A 23,676-nucleotide genomic window follows, 5' to 3' on the forward strand; every position below is an offset into this window, starting at 1 on the left:
AATGTGATGCTGATATAGAGAAAGTGTGTAGAAAGCGTTGACATTTCGTAAAGAAAAATAGGGATTTTTTCATGGCGATGTTTACAAAAAATGCGTAAACGAATAGGAATTTTAATCAAACGTTAAGGAAACAGCGCTATAATAAAAGGTGTGAAAAAAAGAATAGGAATTTCTTAGAAAATAGTTGTATAATAGGTGAGTCAGTCAATGAAAGGAATGGAACATGGATATTCAGTACATACATACGTTTACGATGCAAACAAAAGAGGAGTGCCGGACGCTTCAGCAAAAGCTAAAAGCACAAATTGATTTAACATCACGGGTCAAAACGACGCATATACATAACTGTGCTGGTGTTGATGTTGCGTATTGGGAAGAAAACGGCATATCTTACGGAGCTTGCAGCATTGTAGTGGTTGATTATCAGACGAAAAACGTTGTAGAAAAAGTGCACAGTGTAGGAGAAGTAACCGTTCCTTATCTTCCTGGATTCCTAGCTTTTCGAGAGCTTCCTTTAATTCTTGAAGCGGCTAAAAAACTTCAAATAGAGCCCGACGTGTTTTTATTTGATGGCAACGGATATTTGCACTACGAGCACATGGGAGTAGCCACACATGCTTCGTTTTTTCTCAATAAACCTACCGTTGGAATTGGGAAAAGCTATTTAAAGATCAAGGGACATGATTACGTTATGCCTGAAGATACAGAGGGCGCTTATGAAGATATTGTGATTGATGATGAAGTTTATGGTAGAGTAGTAAGGACAGCCAAAGGGGTAAAGCCTATTTTTCTGTCGTGCGGAAACTATATTGATTTGGACATGTCGTATCAGCTTATGATGCATTTTATTTCAAAAGAAAGTAAGCTTCCGATTCCGGTCCGCCTAGCGGATCTGCATACGCATGAGCTGCGGAAAAGGTACCGGCAGTCAACAGGGAAGTAAGCTGTTCATAGTGAGTTCATAGTTTCCTTTTATACTGATGGTTGGAATATAGTAGTAGTGTAAAATTATTAAAGAATGAGTAAGGTGATTAAAGGTGAGTTCATTTATTACGAGTATTTTGGATTTTTTAACGAGCCTTGGCTATTTAGGTATTGCGCTCGGCTTAATGATTGAAATCATTCCAAGTGAAATTGTACTAGCCTACGGGGGGTATATGATTTCTCAAGGCATGATTAGTTTTCCTGGAGCAGTCATTGCCGGAATTATTGGCGGAACGATTGCACAGTGGTTTTTATATTGGATTGGAGCCTACGGAGGACGTCCGTTTCTTCAAAAATACGGCAAGTACTTATTTATTCATGATAAGCATATTGATCTTGCGGAAAACTGGTTTAATAAATACGGCGCGGGCGTTGTTTTCTCCGCCCGTTTTGTCCCGGTTGTTCGACATGCAATTTCGATTCCTGCAGGTATTGCTAAAATGCCGTTTTGGAAGTTTACGTCTTTAACCGTGTTAGCGATGATTCCTTGGTCAATTTTATTTATTTACTTAGGCGGAAAGCTAGGCGAGAACTGGGCGAACATTGAAGACGTAGCAAGCAAATATACGCTTCCGTTTGTGGTTGCGGCATTTGTTATTATTGTTCTTTATTTCGTATTCAAACGCACCCGTACAAAGCGCGTATAAGATCGTTTTTGGACTAAAAGCATGGCAAAAAGCCATGCTTTTTTTGCATGAACAAAAACAAGCTCTTTTATTTGCTCATGACTTCTTCAAGTGCTATTATTTTTCATACGCACTAAAAAAGGAGACGATTTAACGTGGTACAAGAAATTGTATTAAATGATACGCCTATTCAAATTTACAGCTATGAACAAGAAATTGTAAAAGGCAAAACAAAAGTTTCAGTTGATTTTAAAGTAACAAGTGAGGAATATCATGATATTACTACACTTTTATATAAAGGTACTTTTCATGTAAATGTCCCGGAAGAAGATCTGGATTTTCAAGGAACGATTCATCAGTACTCTACGTCTTTTACCAATTTATATGAAAAAGGCCAGGTAGGGGATTTTTCATTAAGTTTAATTGAAGTGAACGAATAAGGAGCAGATGTGTGATGAAAGTAAGTATACTCGACCAATCGCCTGTTTCATCCCATCAGACCCCAGCGGAAGCGTTAGAAGCATCGATGCAGCTGGCCAAAGCGGGTGACAAGCTTGGCTATGAGCGCTACTGGATTGCAGAGCACCATGATTTGTCTGGACTTGCCTGTTCGGCTCCTGAAGTGATGCTTGGCTATATCGGCGCACAAACTAATAGAATTCGAATTGGATCGGGAGCGGTGCTGCTGCCTCACTACAAGCCGTATAAAGTAGCGGAAACGTATAACATGCTCGCAACGCTGTTTCCAGGGCGAATTGATTTAGGAATTGGGCGCGCGCCGGGTGGATCGGCTGAAGCAACAAATGCGCTGTCGGATAACTTCTTGCAGCAAGTATTTAAAATGCCTGAACTTGTTGAAGAGCTTCTGCAGTTTTTAGACGATAAATTTCCGGCTGAACATGAATACGCAAAGCTTTCAGCTTCGCCGCTGCCTCCTGTCTCTCCGGAACCTTGGCTGCTTGGCACAAGTAAAAAAAGTGCCGAGCTCGCCGCTAGAAACGGAATGGCCTATACGTTTGGACAGTTTATGAGTGAACAAGATGGTTCAGCTATTATTGATCAGTACAAACAGGCATTTCAGCCAAGACGGACCGGTGATCAGCCCTATGCGATTGTCACTGTATCGGTCATTTGCGCTGAAACAACGGAGCAAGCGCATCGCATCGCAACGAGCTCACTCGTATGGAAAATTCAGCAGGATAAAATGGAAGCAAAAGGCGTGCCTTCTATTGAAGAAGCGGCCAGCTATCCGCTTACAGAAGAAGAAGAGAAAAAAATGAAGAAGATGAAAGAAGCCATGATTATCGGAGACCCAGAAGAAGTACACGTCCGTCTTCAAGAAGTTCAAGCACGCTACGGAGCGAATGAACTCATGCTTGTCACCATTACACACGATCCGGCTGACCGATTAAAATCATATGAGCTTGTCGCAGAGAAATGCAAAAAATAAGAGCCAAATGTCGGCTCTTATTTTTTATGCCCGTAATAGTACTCAAATAAGTGCTGAAATGCTTCTATAGCGCTTGAAAAAGAAGCGACGTCTTGGCGGTCCTCTATTAACCAGCACGTGGCTAGTACAGAATGAGCGTATCCCCACAGTAAAATGCGTTTTTTACTTACGTTCAGTTCTTTTACAAATATATTGATTCGATGGTCAATTGTCTCTGCCACGTTTGTCTTAGGCAGATGATTTAAAAGAAAAGGGATAATTTCGTACTCTTTTTCTCCAATTAACCCTTTTGGATCAATTATTTTCCACGCCTCACCAGACTGTAAGATGTTATCATGATGCAAGTCGCCGTGAAGCAAAAAAAGCTGCTGAGAAGTGCGGTTTAATTCAGAGAAAACGGCTAGTGCGTGTTGAAGAGTTTCAGAAGAAAGAAAATCAATACCGTTTGGATACATTTGTGTATACTCTCGAAGCTGCTTCTCTCTTTTAACGGCTGTTTCTTCGATAGTGGAGTCTGATTGAGGCATGCGCCATAGAGATTTCATAAGCCTAGTAGCGGTTAACGCAGCTTCGTCTTTAGTTGATAAAGAGGAAAGCGGGCATCCGGGAGACAGCTTTTCAAGCAGTAAAATGCCTTTTTCAGCATCGCTGTCCACGACCTTTACCGTGCTCTCACCAGCTAGTGCTGTCAGTGCTTCTTGCTCATGAAGCAGCTCTGAAGGCTCTACAAAAAGTTTGACAACTAGTTCACTTCCATCTGCTTTGCGCGCAGGAGCAACAAAGTGGTAAGAAAGGGGAAAGTGACTGTGAATGTTGATACGCCAGCGCTCTTCACAGTAGCGAATAAGCTGAGGAAAGTCAGTTAACCACTTTTGACCTTTATGAGAGTGAAGGTGAGTAATCGTATCACAAAACGTTTGAGGCAACGTATGCATGCGTTTGTCTCCTTTGTTGTTTCCAATTTTTTCTGATAAACTCATCATATACAGTCTATATAGAATCTGTAAAGAAGGAGGAGATCCTACATATGAAGAAAAAGAAGGTGAAATCCCCTTGGGCTCTTGCGGGGTTCCCGGTTTATATCATTGGTTTTTCACTTTTACTTGCTGGAAGCGCACCGGAGTGGCTAGAAACGGTGAGTAAAATCATGATTGTTCTTGGAGTCATTTTGCTTATTATTGCAGGAATTGATCTTAAAAAACGAAAAAAATCAGTACAAGCCTAAAAAACTGCCGTTTGGCAGTTTTTTTATTTGGAGAAAGGGTAACAAGATAACTAGATAAAAATGTTGAATTATTATTCTATTTGATGTATAAATATAATATAGAAAGCAACGGTATTGAAAGGAGAATGAACGTGTCCTACGTAATAAAAAAAGAGGTTCCGCTATTTGAGCAGTTTGCAGCTCTGCATGAAGCGAGCGGATTACATAAAAGTAAAAAAGGAAATTATACAAAAGAACAGCTGTTTGAAGCCGCAGCCAACAGCTGGTTTAGAGTCGGCATTTATGACAATGACCGATTAATTGCATTCGGCCGTATGATTTCAGACGGAATTTACCAAGCGCTTATTTGCGACGTAATGGTGGATCCCACATACCAAAACAAAGGGCTTGGAAAGCAAATTATCCAAGAGCTGTTGACGAAATGCCAAGAAAGCGGAATTGAATCGATTCAGCTGTTTGCAGCAAAAGGAAAGCATCATTTTTATAAAAAATTAGGGTTTCAAGAAAGAGAAGAAGACGCGCCAGGCATGTCGCTTGTTATATAAAAAAGCTCAGTGATCAATCATACTCACTGAGCTCTTTGTATTATGCAGTTTTTAAAACCGTACTTTTTTGGACTGAATTCCAAGCAACTTTTACTAAATAAACAACAAGCAAAACGTTTAGCATAGACGTAGCAAACATAGAAAACGGATAGGACGTACTGTTTTGCATATTGCTGTTACCGTATAAAACAAAAAAAGTGTTCATAAAAATACTGATGCTAAATCCAAAGGATAAGTAAAGCAAGTTTTTGTCTTTCAAATAAATATAAGCGAGCAAAGCAAGAGCTGCTGCTGGAAACAAGTAGCGTTCATGCATGCTTGAAGAAAACGTAAATACCCCGGAAATTTGAATAAGCGCTGCAAGAGCGGCGTATTTAAAGCTGCGCCCTTTTATATAAATAAGCCATGAAAAAACAGTTGTTGCGACGATAAAAATAAGTCCCCACGTATGATAGCTGAAAAACAGCAGCGTTGCAGAGCTGTCTTTATAGTTTGCGCCTATTAAACTAAAAAAGTTATAGGCGTTAACAGAAGCATACGGGTACTCTCCAATGGTGGATGAGAATAAATCAATAATCCACGCAGGACTTTTTCCTGCTGAAAAAGGCAATAAAATCACAGCAGCAGTAAAAGCCGCCGTTAAAGCAATACCGAAGAAATGTTTCACTTGCTTTAGGCGAATGAGTTCGAAAAATAAAATAGGCAGGATAATAATCGCCTGCGGCTTCATTAAGACCGCTGCTGTAAAAATAACGGCCGACGCGTAAATTCTTTTTTCCGTAATCATTACAATCGCTAGGACAATAAGCAAAGTGAAAAATGAATCGACTTGTCCCCAAAACGTTGAATTAACTAAAATGGCCGGATTAAATAAATACCCAATTGCTAACAGATAGGCAAAAGAAGGTGCCAAGTATTTACGAGCTAAACGATAGAGTAAATAAGATGTGACGACATCTGCTAAAATAGGCGGGATTTTAATCAACAGCGAAAAATACTGCTGAAAATCCGGTAAACTGCCAACTTTCCCAACGATAAACAAGATATAAATATAAAACGGCGGGTAATCGCTTCCGCTTTTAGCATAGAAATTTGAAAAATGATTAGCCGCAACCGATGCCCAGTTTTTGAAAAGAGATGCATCCATATGAGAGCCTACCCACGGAATCAGTGCAATCCGGATAAATAGTCCAGTGCCAAGTAATGACCATAAAATAACGCGAGAATGCCCTATCGAATGATGCCATTTCTTTTTCTTTAATAATCCGTAAACGAAAGCTGATGCTATAAAAAAGCCCACCGTATAAAGAGCGAGCGGTGCTTCATAGTCTTTATTAGCTCCTTGACTTCCGGCACCGTTATCCATAGATAGATTATGAAAAGGCGTTACGTGTTCTCCGGAATTACTAGACGAAGCGGGACCGTTTCCTGAAGGAAGACGATGATCCCTCGAATTATTATCAGAAGCAGATATACCATTCGTAATCTTTTTTAACTGATGACTTTCTTGAATCGAAAATAAATGTTCTTCTCCTTTGTAGTGTGATAGTGAAACGATACTGAAAACAAATGCTAAAAGAAAAGCAGCCATTACGATAAAAGCCGTTCTTTTTTGTAGTATGTTCATATAAAATCCTCCGATGACAATGTATCGAATAAGTAGTAGTGTGTATCCATACTATAAGGGGAGTTAGTGAAAATAAAGTGAAACTTCTTTAATAAAGAGCGGAAGAGAGAGCATAAAAAAACAAGGCCTTAGAAGACCTTGTTTTTTATATTGCTTATAGTACAGCATCAAACTTGTTTACTTTCCACTGTGAACCAGATTTATAAAATGTAACGGTGCGTTTTACACTTCCTCCGTCAACTGTTGGAACCGTAAATTGATAAGAGCGAACATCGGCGCGCTGATAAGTTAGTTTTGCTTTTGCTTTGTTCCACTCTAGCATGCTGAATCCGTCACCGACAGGACGAGCAAGCTTTCCGTTATATGTGATGTAGCGATAATTTGTTAATCCTTTTTGAATAGCACTGTTTGTAAACGTTTCAGATAAGTAGCTTACTAGTTTGCTTTTTGTATTAAAATCTTGACAAAGATATGAGTACTGAGTGCCTTTATAATTAAATGTTTTTTGAGTACATAAATTACCTTTAGATCCATGAAGTGCATTCCAGAAATGGTTGCTTGCGTTTGCTGCAATTTTTACCGCATTAGTCGTTGATAGATTTTGTGATGCTGCTTGAGCTGTAACTCCTGTGCTTAGTGAAAAGAAAAGAGCAAGTGATGCTAAGATTATTCCAAATTTTTTCATTTCCATTTCCCTCCTACTCATTCATTGAAATATATGTAACATTCATGCTGCTAATATTACAATTGTTACATTTATATTACAATACTTCTTTAAAGAAATAAAGAGTATTTCTTATATATGTTTGAATTATTCCCGTATTTTCTTAAATAAAACGTAGAATTAAAAGAAAACATATAAACAGTATGTCAATTATGTGTCACATATTTCGTCGCTTTACAAGTTCGTATATAATAGGAATAAACCGACCAGTATGCTGATGTAGGTAAATAGGTCAGGCACAAAAGGAGAACGTAGACTAATGGGTGTTTCAGAAGTAACATCAGGAATTATTATTACCACTGCTGTAATTGCTATTGTGATTATTACAGTCGGTGTTTTAGCTACAATGATTGCGATTGCGAAGAAAGCAAATAAAAAGTAAGTATGTAGAGGAGAGTTAGTATAATAACTAATTCTCTTTTTTTTGAAAAAAACCTATCGCTATTTTTATAATAAAAATGCATAAATAACGCGTGCATTATTCATAGAAAAAAGCAGGAAATTTACGTTTTGAAGCTAATAGATACATAAGGCAAACTGCGCACTTTCATTATAAAAATAATGGAAGGGGTTCTAACAGACTTCAAGTGATATCGCCTATTTTATGTCATAATGAATGATATTCATTAACACCGCATCTTAGACGCACTTTATAACCAAATAATGAGGAGAGTGGTTGAGTTGCAACGACAAAAAGTAGCAGTGAATGGAGAAAGGTTAAAAAATACGCTTGAACGATTTGCCGATTATGGACGAACACCTAATAACGGTGTAACCCGCCTAGCACTGTCAGAAGAAGATCGCCTAGCACGAGATTATTTTTGCTCATGCTGCCGGGATCTTGGAATGGATATTAAAATCGACGATCTTGGATGTATTTATGCCACGCTTGAAGGACTAGAAGATAAGCCGCCTGTTGTGATTGGCTCACACATGGACAGCGTAAAAAAAGGCGGAAGGTTTGATGGAATCCTCGGTGTAGTTGCAGGGTTAGAGTTAGTAAGGACGCTGGTTGAACATAATATTAAGCCGAAGGTGCCGATTACCATTGTTAACTTTACGAATGAAGAAGGAGCGCGTTTTGAGCCTTCTATGATGGCTTCAGGTATTTTATCGGGCAAGTTTCAAAAAGACGTTATGATGAAGAAGACAGATGTTGACGGCGTGACGTTTAAGCAAGCCCTTCAATCATGCGGATATGAAGGCGATACGAGTAGCCGTCTTACTGAAGCATCGGCATTTGTAGAATTACATATTGAGCAAGGGCCTATTTTAGAAAGAGAAGCCAAATCAATCGGTGTAGTCGAGTGCGTGCTAGGAATGGTATGCTATGAAATTGAAGTTACCGGGGAGTCAGATCACGCTGGGACGACGCCGATGGACATGCGGAAAGACGCACTTTTTGCAACTAATAACCTGATTGCTGAAGCTCGTCATGAGCTCGGCAGATTAGATTCAAATTTAGTCTATACAATGGGTCGTATGAACGTACTGCCTAATATTCATACCGTTATTCCAAATAAAGTTATTTTTTCGCTTGAAGCGAGACATACGGATGAAGATGTCATTGCATCTGTGGAAAAAATTATTCAATCACTGCCTGATCAAGCAGAGCTGTTAGAAGGCTGCGAAGTGCGGGTGACCAAGCTTTGGGGTCGCGATACCGTGTGGTTTGATAAAACGGTTTGCGATGAAGTGGAAGAGTCGGTTCGTTCGCTTGGGTATTCCTATAAGCGAATGGTAAGCGGAGCTGGACATGACGCACAGTTTTTAGCTAGCTATATTCCGACGGCTATGATTTTTATTCCGAGCGTAAACGGAAAAAGTCATTGTGAGGAAGAGTTCACTCCTTGGGAAGAATGTGAAAAAGGTGTAAACGTACTTTTAGAGACGGTGATGAAGTTAGCTCAGAAGTAATGAGATAAAAGAGTAAACCTGCGGAGGTTTGCTCTTTTTTAGTGCTTAGAAAGACTGCGAACTATCGCATTGAACTTTTGGTTTATTATGGCTACAATAAATGAGAAGCATCGGGATGGATGTGAAAAAAGGATGTGAAAAAAAGTGAGGTCTCCTCACTTACAGAAATGAAAATTACTATTATTATTGCAGATGATAATTCGTTTATTCGAGAAGGAATGAAAATTATATTAAATACATACGAGGAATTCGACGTTGTCGCTACTTTAAAAGATGGTCAGGAAGCGGTTCAATATTGCAAGAATCATTCCGTTGATATTGCATTGTTAGATGTAAGAATGCCTGTTATGGACGGTGTAGAGGCTACAAAGCTTATTTCAGAGTCAACGAAAGCAAAGCCGCTTATTTTAACTACGTTTGATGACGATGAATATATTATTGATGCCGTAAAAAACGGAGCTAAAGGCTACTTGTTAAAAAATACAGAACCAGAGCGCATTCGAGACGCAATCAAAAGCGTGTTCAACGGGCATACGGTTCTTCAAGATGTTGTGCTTGATAAAATCAAATCAAGTTTAAACGCTGCAACTGAGCGCGAGTCAAAAGCGGATATGACACAGTTTACAGAGCGTGAAACGAGCATTATGACGCTGATTGCCAAGGGGCTTTCAAATAAAGAAATTTCTAAAACACTTTTTATTTCAGAAGGTACCGTAGCAAACTATATTAGTTCGATTTTAAGTAAGACAGGACTGGAGCACCGTACTCAAATTGCTATTTACTATTTAACCGGTAAAGGGAAGTAGGGCTATGGAAGTTGGATTAATGATGACTAAGCTCATCCTTATACTGTTTTTGGCTATTACGTACATTCAGTTTAATTATGTACACTCGATTTCAGCTATTGTGTTAGCACTGCTTCTTTACAGCTGTGTTAACATTGCAGCGTCCATTGTGAAAAAGAGCGTGTTCAAGCGCATGTTTATTGTTAGTTCAATTGTCCTTATTCTATATTGTGCGTATAAACTTCATCCTTTGTTTTTTCTTCTTTTGCCGCTAAACCTTTGTGAGCTTATTGGAGAATCAGTCGTAAAAAAATGGATGGTGCTGCTGCTTGTTTTGCTTCCAATACTGCTTGTTCCCTCTGATATTAGCGCGCTGTATGTGTTAGTCGCTGCGTTTACTTTCTTTATTTATACAGGAGCAGCTCTTTATCAAAAGAGGACAATCAATTATGAACAAAAGCTTGATGAAATGAGAGTAAGTATGCAAAAGCTGCAAAAGCATGTGAATGAAAATAAAGAGTATGTGAGACAGTCTCAATATGCTTCAAAATTAGAAGAGCGAAATCGATTATCGCAGGAAATTCACGATAAGATTGGTCATTCAATGACTGGAGCACTTATTCAAATGGAGGCAGCAAAGCATGTAATGAAGCAAGATGAAGAAAAAGCGCTGTCTCTTCTTCAAAATGCAATTACAATTTCGAAAGAAGGCATTGAAGAAATCAGGTTAACGTTAAAAAGTATAAAGCCTCCCGCTGAGCAAATAGGAATCAGCAGGCTTAAATTATTTATTGGAGAATTTGAGGCTAAACATAGTATCGCACTGCCTCTTGTATACAAAGGGAATTTGGATCTTATCACCCCTCTTCAGTGGAAAATTATCCATGAAAATATAACGGAAGCTATTACGAATGCCTTAAAATATGCAGAAGCAACGATGATTGCCATTGAGCTTCATGTATTAAATAAAATGGTTAAAGTAGAAGTCAAAGACAATGGAAAAGGGGCTCACTTGTTTCAAAAAGGCCTTGGCATAGCAGGAATGGAAGAACGAGCTGCTTCCATTAACGGGACGGTGATTGTTGACGGGGCAAACGGTTTTTCTGTTACCACGCTGCTGCCGATAGGTGAGAAACTTCATACATAAATAATGAGATTTCTCATGGAGAAAAGGTGAACTTATGCACTGACGTAAGTTTGCCTTTTTTTCATAAAATAAGGATATACCAACACACTAGAGGTGAAATGATGAACGTATTATCGATTCAAAAATTAACAAAGAAATTTGGAGATTTTATTGCGGTAGATAATTTGTCTTTACAAGTAGAAGAAGGAGATATATTCGGCTTTTTAGGAACAAACGGAGCAGGAAAAAGCACAACGATTCATATGGTGGCTAGTCTGCTTCAAAGCAACAGCGGCGATATTGAAGTACTTGGGAAAAATATAAAGAAACACCGAAATTTCGCAAAGATGAACATTGGAATTGTTCCGCAGGACTTAGCGATTTATGAAGATTTGACAGCCTATGAAAATGTGAAGTTTTTTGCAGGTCTCTACGGATTAAGAGGATCACTTCTTAACGAACGAGTCGAAGAAGCTTTAGCGTTTGTAGGGCTTTTAGATAAACAAAAGGCGTATCCGAAAAGCTTTTCAGGAGGAATGAAAAGAAGGTTAAATATCGCATGCGCAATTGCTCATCGACCGAAGCTGATCATTATGGATGAACCGACGGTTGGCATTGATCCTCAGTCGCGAAATTATATTTTAACATCTGTAAAAAAGCTAAATGAAATGGGAAGCACAATCATTTATACGAGTCACTATATGGAAGAAGTAGAAGAGGTATGTACAAAGATTGCGATTATTGATCACGGCAAAATTATTGCTGAAGGAACAAAAGAGCAGCTGAAAGCTATTATCACTGATACAAAAGATATTTGGATTGAAGTAAAAGAAGCGGACGATATAGATTGCAGCGGTCTAAAAGAAATTCCAGGCGTAACAGCCGTTACGTATGAAGATGGAATCATTAAAATTAATTCAAGCGCCGAAGTGAATAACTTGAACAAAGTCATTCATTATTTAATGACGCATCATATCGAAATTAAAGCAGTCAAGGAGCAAGCACCAAATTTAGAGACGGTCTTTCTGACGCTCACAGGACGCAGTTTAAGAGATTTATAAAAGAAAGGAGGAATAACGAATGAATATTATTGCAATTGCTTTGAAAGAAATGAAAAGTGATCTGCGGGATAAGCGTGCATTTATCTTTATGATTCTTTTTCCGCTAGCTCTTGTCCTTATTTTAGGAACAGCTTTGTCCCAAGCCTTTAATAATGACATGACGATAGACGACAGTTACGTTCTCTATAAAATCGACACAAGTAATGAAGAATCTGCTGCTTTTAAGCAGTTTGCTGCCCATGCAGAAAAATCGGGCATTCATTTTAAAGCGCTGAAAAAAAATCAGGATGGAAAAAAAGAAGTAAAAGAGCAGCGCTATACAGCTTATGTAGAAGTGAAAGAAGGAGACATTCATCTCTACGGAAATGAAGAAAACAGCATTGAATTCAACATGGTCCAAGGTATGTTAAGCACTTTTGTGGATAAGTATAACGTGGCTATGGAAGTGGCAAAAGTAAACCCTCAGCAAGTGGATAATCTGCTCCATGCGTCTAAGCATGACTATATTCAAGAAACATCTCTTCATTCTCAAAAACAGCCAAATTCAATAGACTACTACGCCATTTCAATGACAACTATGATTGTTTTGTACGGATCTATCTCAGCGAGTTATTTAATTAGAGGAGAGCGTATGCGAAATACAGCAAGTCGATTAGTAGCCGCGCCGATTAAAACTGCTGAAATTTTTGTCGGGAAAATTTTAGGTACTGTTTTTGTTCACGCTATTTGTGTGTTAGTGGTCATTATGTCGACTAAATATTTTTTTGATGCCAACTGGGGAGATCATTTACTCCTAGTACTGCTTATGTTAGTATCACAGATTCTTTTTTCCATTAGCTTTGGATTAGGAGTTAGCTACCTTACGAAGACAGAAGCGGCGTCAAGAGCGATTATTATGGTTGTTATTCAAGTGTCGTGTATTGTGGGAGGAACCTATTTTCAAAATGGATCTGGAGAGGGATTCGTCAATGTATCACCTTTAACCTGGATGAATAATGGACTTATTAAATTGATTTATACAAATGGTATCGGCGCTTCTCTTTCAGTTATCGGGTTGAACGTAGGCTTCTCTATTTTATTCCTGGGCATAGCAATTGTGCTTTTGAGAAAAAGAGAGGGGTTATAACATGAAAAATATCATGTGGCTTGTCACAAATATGCTAAGAAATATGCTGCTTAGAAACAAAAGGACGCTTGTGCTTGTTATTGGTTTGCCTATTGCAGGTGTTTTAATGTCCGTTCTTATTTATGGAAATGCAGGAGGGACTTCGGTGAATATCGGAGTTGTCAATCACGATTCAACGGATATTACAAAAGATACCGTTCAGTTTTTAAAAGGACTGCATAAAACAAATGTTAAAATGCTTACGGACAAAGAAGTGGATCATGACATTACGTCAAAGAAAGTTGATGCGGTTATTACCTTTGAAAAAGGGTTTTCTGACAGCGTCAAAGCGAACAAACCAGATCATATTACAATCACTTCAATAAAAGGAGCAGAAGTAACGAGCTTTATTAAGTCTTATTTGTATCAATATATTGACAATATTTCTTCGCTGAATCAAGCTGCTGAAGGCGACGATGCTGCGTTTAAACAAATGTATGAGAATTATCAAAAAGCGCCATTCCACGTCTCTACGCACGCCCTTGAAGACAAAGGAACCGATCAAAATATTGTCAAGCAGACAATTGGGTATTTAATTATGTTTATGCTTTTTTCTGCGGTGAATTTATCGGCTCTTATCACAAAAGAAAAAGAGCAGCGAACGTATTTTAGACTGTTAGCTTCGCCAGTTAGCGCAAGGCAATACGTGATATCCAATGTTATTACAAATATGATTTTATTAACTCTGCAAGTAATGATTACACTTGTTTGTATTACGACTCTTTTTCACGTAGATATGAACATTCCCGTGTGGCAGCTGTTTTTCATTTTAGTTTTGTTTGGTCTAGTAGCCATCGGCTTGTCTCTTGTAATTATCGCTTTTACAGAAAGTTCAAAAGCAGCGAATGGTCTTCAGACGCTTATCATCACGCCAACTTGTTTACTGTCCGGCTGCTTTTTCCCGCCTGAATTTATGCCGGATGTGATGCAGAAAATAGCCGACTTTCTTCCTCAAACGTGGGTATTAAGTACGTTAAAAAGTGTTCAACAAGGAGCTGATTTAAGCAGCCTATGGTTAAATATCAGCATTTTACTAGCTTTTGCACTTGTTTTTTTCCTGCTGTCTATTTATAAATTAAATCGAAATAATACTGTTCAAAAGTTTATTTAAATGGTAAAGTCAGAGAATACCTCTGGCTTTTTTTGTAATTTTTAAAAATTTACAAAAAAAGATTGAAAAATATAAGATGAAATTTTAGAATGAAAGAGGAAAGGGGTATACAAAAAGAGAATAAATAGGGGAGAAAAACGAAGTTCATGTTGGTTTTTTGCATAAACAAATGAAATCGCTTACATAAGTCAGCATGAAAATACGGAAGGAGAGATTGTCAGCGAGATAACAAAGGGGGAAAAACAGTGGGAATTTATGAACTACTTGTACCACGAACGGTTTTATATGGAGAAGGATCATTTTCTAAAATTGGAGAACAGGCTGCACTGCTTGGGACAAAGGCATTGCTTATAAGTGATGACGTTATGGTGAAAGCAGGCAATGTAGAAACTTGCCGTCGTTACTTAGCCGAGGCTGGCATGGACTGTGCCGTGTATACAGGCGTAAATTCAGAGCCGACAGATATTCATCTAGATGAAGCGCTTGTTATATGTAAAACGGAGCAGTGCGATGTGGTTATTGCCTTAGGGGGAGGCAGCTGTATCGATACTGGAAAAGCGGTTGCCATTATGATGACAAATGAAGGGCATCTACGAACATATTTTCAAAATCAACAAGATTTTCAAGATAGTCCTCTTCCTTTGGTTGCCGTGCCTACGACTGCTGGAACAGGCTCAGAAGTGACGAAAGCGACGGTTATTACAGACACGGCGTACGATGTGAAAATGATGCTCGCAAGGCCTCAATTATTGCCTGATACAGCCATTGTTGATCCGTTATTAACTCTATCATGTCCAAAACACGTAACGGCAGCTACAGGAATTGATGCACTCAGTCATGCAGTGGAAGCGTATTTGTCTAAAAAAGCACATCCTTTTACAGATTCACTTGCGCTTCAAGCAATTGAGTTAATCATGAAAAATATCCGTCTTGTGTACAGAAATGGAGAAAATGTTCAAGCAAGAAACGAAATGGCCTATGCATCTATGCTGGCAGGAATGGCGTTTTCAAATTCATCTGTTGCTCTAGTGCACGGTATGTCAAGACCTATTGGCGCGTTATTCCATGTGCCGCACGGTATTTCTAATGCGATGCTTCTGCCTGCGGTTTTGGACTATACAAAAGAGGCTTCAATCGATCGTTTAGGTGAAATAGGACAAGCTCTTTTTCCGAACGTATCATATACAAAAAAAGAAGGAGCAGATGTGTTAATTGAAGCCATCAAGCAGCTTTGTATCGACTTAGAGATTCCTAATCTTCAATCGTGGGGCATTGATCGCCAGCTATTTTACGCGGCGGTTGAGAAAATGGCAGCGGATGCGATTCAAAGCGGAAGTCCTGCTAACCATCCGGTTGTACCGACGGCAGAAGAAATTATCCAGCTGTATTACACGTGCTATGAATATGAGTTTGAGTCTGCACTTTATAAAAAATAAGATAAATTCAAAACAAATTGAATGAGGGATGAAAGGGGAAACGTTATGGATTTGCTGATTATTTTGCTGTCTCTGGGGCTTTTGATGCTGGTTGCTTACCGCGGATTTTCAGTTATTTTGTTTGCTCCACTGTGTGCGCTGCTAGCCGTTATTTTAACGGAACCAAGCTATGCACTCCCGTTTTTCTCAAACGTTTTTATGGAGAAAATGGTTGGGTTTATTAAAAACTACTTCCCTGTCTTTCTATTAGGAGCAGTCTTCGGAAAGATGGTAGAAATGTCTGGAGTCGCTGAATCGATTGCGAAAACAATTGTTAAAGTAGTAGGGGCTAAACGCGCCATCTTGGCTATTGTTTTAATGGGAGCAATCTTAACCTACAGCGGCGTAAGTTTATTCGTTGTTGCGTTTGCAGTTTATCCGTTTGCGGCTAACTTATTCCGCGAAGCGAATATTCCAAAACGATTAGTACCGGGAACGATTGCATTAGGAGCTATTTCGTTTACCATGGATGCACTTCCGGGTACGCCGCAAATTCAAAACGTTATTCCAACGACTTTTTTTAAAACAGACATCTATGCTGCTCCGACACTGGGGATTATCGGATCGGTGATTGTCTTTAGCTTAGGTCTTTGGTATTTAGAAAGCCGAAGCAAAAAAGCAAGAAAAGCTGGAGAAGGCTACTACGGGTTTAATAATGAACTAGCGGCTGCTGCAGAGCTAGAAAAAGAGTCTGTGCCTTCTACAGAACCTAAATATGACCCTAGCGTAGCAAGACAGATTCTTGCATTTGTTCCGCTCGTGCTTGTAGGGGTTGCAAACAAATTTTTTACTGTTTCTATTCCAAAGTGGTACCCAGACGGTTTTGATTTTGCCAAAATTGGTCTTGAAGCGTTCGGAAAAGTAGATTTAACCGCAGTTGTTGGTATTTGGTCAGTAGAATTGGCACTTGTTATTGGAATTATTACAACGATTGCGTATGACTGGAAGAGAGTGACTACCGGTTTCCAAGCGGGTCTTAACGCAAGTATTGGCGGAGCGCTTCTCGCTGCGATGAACACGGGAGCTGAGTATGGCTTTGGAGGCGTTATATCATCTCTTCCTGGCTTTGCAACCGTTCGTGATGGTATTTCACATACCTTTACAAATCCGCTTGTCAATGGAGCCGTTACGACAAACATTTTAGCCGGTATTACGGGCTCTGCTTCTGGAGGTATGGGAATTGCGCTTAGTGCGATGGGAGATAAGTATGTAGAAGCTATTAATCAGTACAACATTCCTCCTGAAGTTATGCACAGAGTTGTAGCGATGGCATCAGGCGGTATGGATACGCTTCCTCATAACGGAGCCGTTATTACCCTGCTTGCTATTACCGGGTTAACCCACAAGCAGTCTTACCGAGATATCTTTGCCATCACTGTTATAAAAACGCTTGCATGTTTCTTGATTATTGGAATCTACAGCTTAACTGGACTGGTATAACAAATAAAGAGGCTGAGTTTAGTTAAAGAAAAATCCGAACGATGAATCGTTCGGATTTTTTTATTGTTGCAGTGATTTAGTTATATATCAAGCTTTTGGCTCTAAAACAGATTCTTTGACTTTCTAAACTGTAAGTATTATGATTACACTACTTTCTGCAGTACTATATGCCGTTACATTAATTCTTAGCATGTTTATGAAGAAAGGAGAATGACTGTGAAGCTATTTGAAGGAAATTTAAAAGTAGGTGACTGGGTCAAAGGAAAGTCTCGCGACGGTGAACTTATATACGGATATATTAAAACGATTAATCCATCTAAAAAAGCAGCACTAATCAACGTTGTGAAAAGTGATGATGAAAAAATGGTCGGCACAACCATTGGCATGATGGATGAAAAAATAGAGAAGCTGCCCCTTCAAAAAACGGCGCACGAAGAGCAGATTCTTTCACTGATTGACCTTGCGCTGCTAACAAAAGATAAGGCTTGGTTTAGTGAATTAACAGCTGAATTAAAAAGATTACAAGATAAAAAGCAAGGCTGACATTCCTGATAAGGAATGAAGGCCCTGCTTTTTTTATTATTCATAGGGGAAAAGCAGGAATGGAAAGCCGCTTGCGAGAAGAAGTAAGTGACAACATTAAGAAAGAAAAGGTGATAAAAGATGAGTAAACGTGTCTTGATTTTAACAGGAGATGCCGTGGAGGCATTAGAAGTTTTTTATCCGTATTATCGCTGTTTAGAAGAAGATATTCAGTGTACCATTGCTTCTCCCGTGAAAAAGAAGCTCCAAACGGTTGTTCATGATTTCCTTCCAGAAATGGAAACATTCACAGAGAAAACGGGATATAAAATTGATTCTCACGCTTCTGTCGATGAAGTGGATCCTGCCGATTATGATGGTCTTATTATTCCTGGAGGACGGGCGCCTGAATACATTCGAATGAACACAAAAGTTCAGGAAATCGCTGCGCATTTTTTAAAAGAAAATAAACCTTTAGGCGTTATTTGTCATGGTCAGCTCGTGTTAACGACGGTTAGAGAGTATCTGCAGGACAGAGAAGTGACAGCGTATCCTGCTTGCCGACCGGAAGTAGAAGCGGCGGGTGCTGTATTTGTGGAACAGACGCTTCACGTAGACGGAAACCTAGTAACCGGACAAGCTTGGCCGGATTTACCTAAATTTATGAAAGAGTTTTTTAACGTGCTAAAAAAAGCTGAAAAAGTGAACGCATAATAAAAAAAGCGGGCTGGGAGAAAATCATTCTTTCAGCTCTTTTAATTGATGATAGGTGAGGTGTAAACAACGTGCAGCTAGTGTCTGAACTGTCGAAGAAAATTATAAAAGAAGTACAGCTTGTGATGAAAGAACATGTAATTGTAACGGATATACGGGGAATTATTATTGCGTCTACAGAAGAAAAGCGGGTTGGTTTTTTTCATGAAGGCGCTTGGAACGTGATGCAAAAAAAGCAAAAACTATATATCTCCAAAAAAGAAGCAGCAGATTTAAAAGGAGTTAAGCCAGGAATTAATTTGCCTATCAGTTATCAAGGAGACATTATTGGCGTTATTGGCATTACAGGTACTCCAGAAGCTGTTGAGCCTTTTGCAGACATTATTCGAAGATTAACAGAGCTAATTATTCGCGAGGCATATTACATAGAAACAAAGGAATGGGAAAATAAAGGAGTAGAAGCTTTTTTTCGTGAATGGATTTATAGCCAGCAAGTAGATGCAGAATTTATTGAACGAGGCCATATTTTAGGAGTACAAGTAGACAGTGCTTATTGCTGCACGCTGTTTCAAATTGATTCATCTCTTTCGAAAAAGAAGCAGAAGCAGGTGCAAGAAATGATTCGCTACTGGTTTGAAAGTCATAAAGCTGAAGGAGATTATATCGCAAATTGGGGATACGATCGCTTGCTTTTACTTAAAGAGGCTGTAGGTGAAAAGGCAAGGCAAGGATTTAAAGAAGAATTAATAAAATGTCAGCAGTATATTCAAGCAAACAACCAAGTTATGATCACTATTGGTGTAGGAAAGCCAGCGGAGCAATTTAATTTGCATGCTTCATATGAAGAAGCGAAAAAAGCGCTTAAAGTGGCTTCAAAACGTCAAACCGTTGTTTTTTATGAGGAGCTGCTGATGGACATGATTTTAGAAGACGTTTCTGAACCTGTAAAAAAGGAATTCTTGAGTCGAGTGCTTTCTTCCATTCAAAAAGAAAAAGAGCTTCTCGAAACGCTGAAATGCTATTTAGCCAACGATCAATCTTTGAAAAAAACGGCGTTTGATTTACATATTCATATTAATACGCTTCATTACCGCTTGAAGCAAATGAAAGAACTAACAGACATTGATCCAAAAAGCGTAAAGGGTATCACGCTTTTTTACCTTGCGCTGTCTCTATTAGAATAAGTGCGCCCTTCGTTAGATAAACATACAAAAAATGAGTTTTTAAAGCGCTTTTTTTTAGTTTTTTATCCATAGCCCCTCGTGGCTTCTGCAACTATAATAAGATTAAGAGATATATAAGGAGGAACGTTATGCTTAATGAACGAACAAAAGCAAAGCTCATTGAAGTTGTAGGATCAGCCAACTTTCAAGATAGCAGTGAAGCAAGACTCGTGTACTCTTATGACGCAACACCTAACTTTCAGTCGCTTCCTGATGCGATTATTATGCCTGAAAACAAAGATCAAGTGAAAAGAATTTTAACGATATGCAACGAAGATCATGTTCCTATTGTGCCAAGAGGTTCAGGCACAAATTTAAGCGCAGGAACGTGTCCAACGCAAGGCGGAATTGTTCTTACATTTAACCGAATGAATAAAATTCTGGAAATTGATGAAGAAAATTTAACCGCTACCGTGCAGCCAGGTGTTATAACCTTAGATTTAATTAACGCTGTAGAGGCAAAAGGTTTATTTTACCCTCCTGATCCAAGCTCTATGAAAATATCAACCATCGGAGGAAACATCAATGAATGCTCAGGAGGATTACGAGGCTTAAAATACGGCGTAACAAAAGATTACGTTCTTGGTCTTGAAGTAGTTCTTGCAAACGGCGACTGCATTAAGACGGGAGGCAAGTTAGCTAAAGATGTAGCTGGCTACGATTTAACGAACTTGTTTGTCGGGTCTGAAGGAACGCTTGGCGTCGTGACAGAAGCGATTTTAAAGCTCATTCCAATACCTGAAACAAAACAAACTCTGCTCGCGCTGTTTGAAGACATGGACGCAGCTGCTAAGACGGTTTCAGCAATTGTCGCCAATAAGATTATTCCGGCTACGCTTGAATTTTTAGATCAGCCGACGTGTGAAGTAGTAGAAGATTTTGCCCAAGTTGGGCTTCCAACTGATGTAAACGCTGTCTTATTGATTGAACAAGACGGTCCGCCGGAAGTGGTGAGTCGGGATATTGAAATGATTTCCCGCATCTGCAGCGAAGGAAATGCTGTATCTGTAAAAGTAGCGGCTTCGCAAGCAGAAGCAGAAGCGTTAAGTACAGCAAGAAGATCAGCTCTTTCTGCTTTAGCGCGAATGAAGCCAACGACGATTTTAGAAGATGCAACCGTCCCGCGGTCTAAAATTAGTGAAATGGTCAAAGCGATTAATGAAATTGCTGTAACATATAACGTTAAGATCTGTACGTTTGGTCATGCAGGAGACGGAAATCTGCATCCGACTTGTTTAACAGATGCGCGTGACGAAGAAGAGCTTCACCGCGTCGAACAAGCTTTTGAAGCGATTTTTCATAAAGCCATTGAGCTTGGAGGAACGATTACAGGTGAACACGGAGTTGGAGAAATGAAAGCACCGTATTTAGCGCTGAAGATGGGCGGAGAAGGAGTAGCTGCGATGAAAGCAATTAAGTATGCTTTGGACCCGCAAGGAATTATGAATCCAGGGAAAATTTTTGCTAAAGACACGAGAAAAAGAGTGGTGGTTCGTTCATGACGGCAACAAAAGACATTCAGCAAGCGTTCAAAGAACGGTTAGATTATGACGAGTTAATGAATTGTATGAGATGCGGTTTTTGTTTGCCAAGCTGTCCGACGTATGGCCAAACGAATCAATATGAAGCAGCGTCACCGCGCGGAAGAATTGCTTTGATGAAAGGAGTGGTAGACGGACTTATTGAACCTGATGAATCCGTTGAAAAGCAATTGAATCTTTGCCTTGGCTGCCGAGCGTGTGAGCCTGTTTGTCCTTCGGGTGTGAAGTACGGACACTTATTAGAAGAAGCGCGTGATATTATTCAGCAGAAAAAAAGACATAAATGGCCGGTAAAAGCGCTCAGGCATATGGTGTTCGAACAGCTTTTCCCGCATAAAGAACGATTAAAAAATGTACATTCTCTGCTTGCTTTCTATCAAAGAAGCGGCTTGCAAAAAGCTGTTCAAAAAACAAACATACTAAACGTCCTTCCTGGTAATCTAGCACAAATGGAAAAAACGCTTCCGCCTGTGCCAACCAAAAAAGAAATGAAGAAACGACCGTTTTTATTTGAAGCAGAAGGAACAAGAGAGCGTACGGTTGCTTTTTTTACAGGCTGTTTAATGGATACGATGTTTATGGAAACAAACAACGCCACGATTGCACTTTTACAAAAAGCGGGGTGTAAGGTCGTTATACCAGAAGTGCAGACGTGCTGTGGCGCGCTGCATGCGCACGGAGGAGAAAAAGATCAGGCAAAGAAGTTAGCGAAACAAAATATTATGGCGTTTGAATCCATTCAAGCGGATGATATTGTTCTTAATGCGGGAGGCTGCGGTGCGCTGTTGGTAGAATACGATCATTTATTAAAAGAGGAACCGGAATGGAAAGAAAGAGCAGCGGCTTTTTCTGCCAAAGTCAAAGATTTTTCAGAGATTTTATTGCAGCAGCAGTTTATGGAAAAACAAAAGTTATCGCTGCCAAGTCAAATTATTACGTATCAAGACTCGTGTCATTTAAGAAACGTGATGAAAACGTCCAGCGCACCGAGAAAACTGATCCAAGCGATTAACGGAACGGTGTTTAATGAAATGGAAAATGCGGATCATTGCTGTGGCTCAGCCGGTATTTATAATCTAACGGAACAAGAGATGTCTATGCAAATTTTAGATTATAAAATGGAAAAAGTGAAAGAAGCCCATGCCCATACGATTGTAACAGCGAACCCGGGCTGTCTCATTCAAATGAAGCTAGGCGTAGTCAGAGAAGGAGTAGAAGAAAGTGTAAGGGCCGTTCATCTTGCAGATTTACTTCTTGAAGCAGTAGAAAGCAAATAAAAAGGCCGGACGTGTCCGGCCTTTTTATTATTTGAACAGCTGAGAAACAATTTCGTACGAACGAAGGCGAGCTTTGTGATCGTAAATTTGAGCGTTAATCATCAGTTCATCTGCTTCTGTTTCTTCAATAAACTGTTCAAGCTTGACTTTAATCGTCTCAGGACTTCCGACAATAGAAGAGCCCAGCTGCTGTTGAAGAGAAGCTTTTTCAAAGTCCGTCCATAGTTCATCCATATTATCCACAGGAGCTTTGAGTTTCCCCGGTGTGTTTCGAATTAAATTTAGAAACTGCTGCTGCATAGAAGTAGCCAAACGTTCAGCTTCTTTATCTGTATCAGCAGCGATTACGTTTACACCTAACATTGCATATGGTTTCTCTAACACGTCGGACGGCTTAAAATAACGGCGATACATGTTAAGAGCTGTCATTGTATTATTAGGTGAGAAGTGACTTGCAAATGAAAATGGCAAGCCTAGTTGTGCAGAAAGCTGTGCGCTAAAACCGCTTGAGCCAAGCAGCCAAATCGGAATATTTAAACCTTGACCTGGAACAGCTTTAACGCGCATCTGACTTTCTGAAGCCGGTTTAAAGTATTCTTGCAGTTCAGCCAGCTGTTCTGGGAAGTCACTCCCGTCGCTTCTGCGATCGCGTCGCAGAGCTTGTGCTGTCAGCTGATCTGTCCCTGGCGCTCTTCCTAAGCCTAAATCAATACGTCCTGGAAATAGTGATTCAAGCGTGCCAAAATGCTCAGCAATAACAAGCGGAGAATGGTTAGGAAGCATAATACCTCCAGAGCCTACGCGAATGCGTGACGTGCCTGCAGCTACATGACCAATTACAACAGATGTAGCGGAGCTTGCGATACCTGTCATATTATGATGTTCAGCTAGCCAATAGCGGTTATACCCCCATTTTTCAGCGTGCTGAGCTAAATCTAATGTATTTCTAAGTGAGTCAGATACAGTTCCTCCTTCAACTACAGGAGAAAGATCCAATACGGAAATCGGAATATCTTTTAATGCTTTACTCATCAATTTCATCTTCTTTCTTTAAAGACTTCATAGGCCTTGTTATTTCAATGGAATACAAGTATTTTAACAATAATCTTTCGAGTTCCAAAATATTTTGCTTCGGTTA

At 39.5% G+C, this 23,676-nt stretch carries 24 protein-coding genes; 20 read left to right on the top strand and 4 right to left on the bottom strand.

Annotated elements, in window-relative coordinates:
* Nucleotides 1-223 precede the first annotated feature (223 nt).
* The 4 genes from ACFX40_RS12860 to ACFX40_RS12875 all read left to right on the top strand — a co-directional run bounded on the left by ACFX40_RS12860 (nt 224) and on the right by ACFX40_RS12875 (nt 3,060).
* Nucleotides 224-943: an endonuclease V gene (locus ACFX40_RS12860; RefSeq protein ID WP_060746950.1), complete on the top strand. Its 720-nt coding sequence runs from the start codon at nt 224-226 to the stop codon at nt 941-943.
* A 94-nt stretch (nt 944-1,037) separates the two neighbouring features.
* Entirely contained in the window at nt 1,038-1,631 is a 594-nt protein-coding gene (gene uptA / locus ACFX40_RS12865; RefSeq protein ID WP_014459791.1) for an undecaprenyl phosphate transporter UptA, read from the top strand.
* Nucleotides 1,632-1,765: 134 nt separating this feature from the next.
* Nucleotides 1,766-2,050, top strand: a complete 285-nt coding sequence (locus tag ACFX40_RS12870) for a DUF3219 family protein (protein WP_014459792.1) — start codon at nt 1,766-1,768, stop codon at nt 2,048-2,050.
* A gap of 14 nt (nt 2,051-2,064) precedes the next feature.
* Nucleotides 2,065-3,060, top strand: a complete 996-nt coding sequence (locus ACFX40_RS12875) for an LLM class flavin-dependent oxidoreductase (RefSeq protein WP_225049839.1) — start codon at nt 2,065-2,067, stop codon at nt 3,058-3,060.
* 17 nt (nt 3,061-3,077) lie between these two features.
* Here the strand turns inward: ACFX40_RS12875 and ACFX40_RS12880 are convergent, their stop codons facing one another.
* Nucleotides 3,078-3,995: an aminoglycoside phosphotransferase family protein gene (locus ACFX40_RS12880; RefSeq protein ID WP_377255156.1), complete on the bottom strand. Its 918-nt coding sequence runs from the start codon at nt 3,993-3,995 to the stop codon at nt 3,078-3,080.
* 92 nt (nt 3,996-4,087) lie between these two features.
* Here ACFX40_RS12880 and ACFX40_RS12885 point away from each other — a divergent pair, with 92 nt between their 5' ends.
* Entirely contained in the window at nt 4,088-4,285 is a 198-nt protein-coding gene (locus ACFX40_RS12885) for a hypothetical protein (RefSeq protein ID WP_028408267.1), read from the top strand.
* A gap of 125 nt (nt 4,286-4,410) precedes the next feature.
* Nucleotides 4,411-4,830: a GNAT family N-acetyltransferase gene (locus ACFX40_RS12890; protein WP_231504486.1), complete on the top strand. Its 420-nt coding sequence runs from the start codon at nt 4,411-4,413 to the stop codon at nt 4,828-4,830.
* A 40-nt stretch (nt 4,831-4,870) separates the two neighbouring features.
* Here the strand turns inward: ACFX40_RS12890 and ACFX40_RS12895 are convergent, their stop codons facing one another.
* Both ACFX40_RS12895 and ACFX40_RS12900 read right to left on the bottom strand, forming a co-directional pair.
* Entirely contained in the window at nt 4,871-6,457 is a 1,587-nt protein-coding gene (locus ACFX40_RS12895; RefSeq protein WP_377255159.1) for an MptA/MptB family glycosyltransferase, read from the bottom strand.
* Nucleotides 6,458-6,611: 154 nt separating this feature from the next.
* Nucleotides 6,612-7,148: an IseA DL-endopeptidase inhibitor family protein gene (locus ACFX40_RS12900; RefSeq protein WP_014459798.1), complete on the bottom strand. Its 537-nt coding sequence runs from the start codon at nt 7,146-7,148 to the stop codon at nt 6,612-6,614.
* A gap of 292 nt (nt 7,149-7,440) precedes the next feature.
* Between ACFX40_RS12900 and ACFX40_RS12905 the strand changes: the two genes are divergently transcribed.
* From ACFX40_RS12905 to ACFX40_RS12970, 14 genes are all read left to right on the top strand, one after another.
* Entirely contained in the window at nt 7,441-7,563 is a 123-nt protein-coding gene (locus ACFX40_RS12905; RefSeq protein WP_013057357.1) for a hypothetical protein, read from the top strand.
* Between the two features lie 299 nt (nt 7,564-7,862).
* Nucleotides 7,863-9,098 carry a Zn-dependent hydrolase gene (locus ACFX40_RS12910; RefSeq protein ID WP_014459799.1) on the top strand — a complete coding sequence of 412 codons (1,236 nt, stop codon included), beginning with the start codon at nt 7,863-7,865 and terminating at the stop codon, nt 9,096-9,098.
* A gap of 167 nt (nt 9,099-9,265) precedes the next feature.
* On the top strand, nt 9,266-9,904 hold the full coding sequence (locus ACFX40_RS12915; RefSeq protein ID WP_028408271.1) for a response regulator: 639 nt from the start codon (nt 9,266-9,268) through the stop codon (nt 9,902-9,904).
* A gap of 4 nt (nt 9,905-9,908) precedes the next feature.
* Nucleotides 9,909-11,030, top strand: a complete 1,122-nt coding sequence (locus tag ACFX40_RS12920) for a sensor histidine kinase (RefSeq protein WP_377238249.1) — start codon at nt 9,909-9,911, stop codon at nt 11,028-11,030.
* A 101-nt stretch (nt 11,031-11,131) separates the two neighbouring features.
* Nucleotides 11,132-12,070, top strand: coding sequence for an ABC transporter ATP-binding protein (locus ACFX40_RS12925; RefSeq protein WP_043982960.1), 939 nt, complete (start codon nt 11,132-11,134; stop codon nt 12,068-12,070).
* A gap of 19 nt (nt 12,071-12,089) precedes the next feature.
* Nucleotides 12,090-13,196 (top strand): ABC transporter permease, encoded by a 1,107-nt coding sequence (locus ACFX40_RS12930; protein WP_377255162.1) that lies wholly within the window; start codon nt 12,090-12,092, stop codon nt 13,194-13,196.
* Nucleotide 13,197: 1 nt separating this feature from the next.
* Nucleotides 13,198-14,346, top strand: a complete 1,149-nt coding sequence (locus tag ACFX40_RS12935) for an ABC transporter permease (RefSeq protein WP_286127423.1) — start codon at nt 13,198-13,200, stop codon at nt 14,344-14,346.
* 245 nt (nt 14,347-14,591) lie between these two features.
* Entirely contained in the window at nt 14,592-15,782 is a 1,191-nt protein-coding gene (locus ACFX40_RS12940; RefSeq protein ID WP_098791898.1) for an iron-containing alcohol dehydrogenase, read from the top strand.
* Nucleotides 15,783-15,827: 45 nt separating this feature from the next.
* The gene (locus ACFX40_RS12945; protein ID WP_028408277.1) at nt 15,828-17,261 is read left to right on the top strand and encodes a GntP family permease; all 1,434 of its coding nucleotides are present in this window, start codon (nt 15,828-15,830) and stop codon (nt 17,259-17,261) included.
* Between the two features lie 210 nt (nt 17,262-17,471).
* Nucleotides 17,472-17,804 carry an IDEAL domain-containing protein gene (locus ACFX40_RS12950; protein ID WP_153255301.1) on the top strand — a complete coding sequence of 111 codons (333 nt, stop codon included), beginning with the start codon at nt 17,472-17,474 and terminating at the stop codon, nt 17,802-17,804.
* A gap of 120 nt (nt 17,805-17,924) precedes the next feature.
* Nucleotides 17,925-18,497 (top strand): DJ-1/PfpI family protein, encoded by a 573-nt coding sequence (locus ACFX40_RS12955; protein ID WP_028408278.1) that lies wholly within the window; start codon nt 17,925-17,927, stop codon nt 18,495-18,497.
* Nucleotides 18,498-18,568: 71 nt separating this feature from the next.
* A complete protein-coding gene (locus ACFX40_RS12960) occupies nt 18,569-19,681 on the top strand; it encodes a CdaR family transcriptional regulator (protein WP_028408279.1) in 1,113 nt (370 codons plus the stop codon).
* A 128-nt stretch (nt 19,682-19,809) separates the two neighbouring features.
* Entirely contained in the window at nt 19,810-21,222 is a 1,413-nt protein-coding gene (gene glcD, locus ACFX40_RS12965; RefSeq protein ID WP_377255165.1) for a glycolate oxidase subunit GlcD, read from the top strand.
* Complete coding sequence (locus tag ACFX40_RS12970) at nt 21,219-22,538, top strand: (Fe-S)-binding protein (RefSeq protein WP_377255168.1); 1,320 nt, start codon at nt 21,219-21,221, stop codon at nt 22,536-22,538. The genes glcD and ACFX40_RS12970 overlap by 4 nt, the downstream gene beginning before the upstream one ends.
* 27 nt (nt 22,539-22,565) lie before the next feature.
* Here the strand turns inward: ACFX40_RS12970 and ACFX40_RS12975 are convergent, their stop codons facing one another.
* A complete protein-coding gene (locus tag ACFX40_RS12975) occupies nt 22,566-23,570 on the bottom strand; it encodes an LLM class flavin-dependent oxidoreductase (RefSeq protein ID WP_221817393.1) in 1,005 nt (334 codons plus the stop codon).
* Nucleotides 23,571-23,676: the final 106 nt, after the last annotated feature.

Origin of the sequence: Priestia sp. YIM B13552 (assembly GCF_042787775.1) — a bacterium.
GTDB classification, from domain to species: domain Bacteria; phylum Bacillota; class Bacilli; order Bacillales; family Bacillaceae_H; genus Priestia; species Priestia megaterium_E.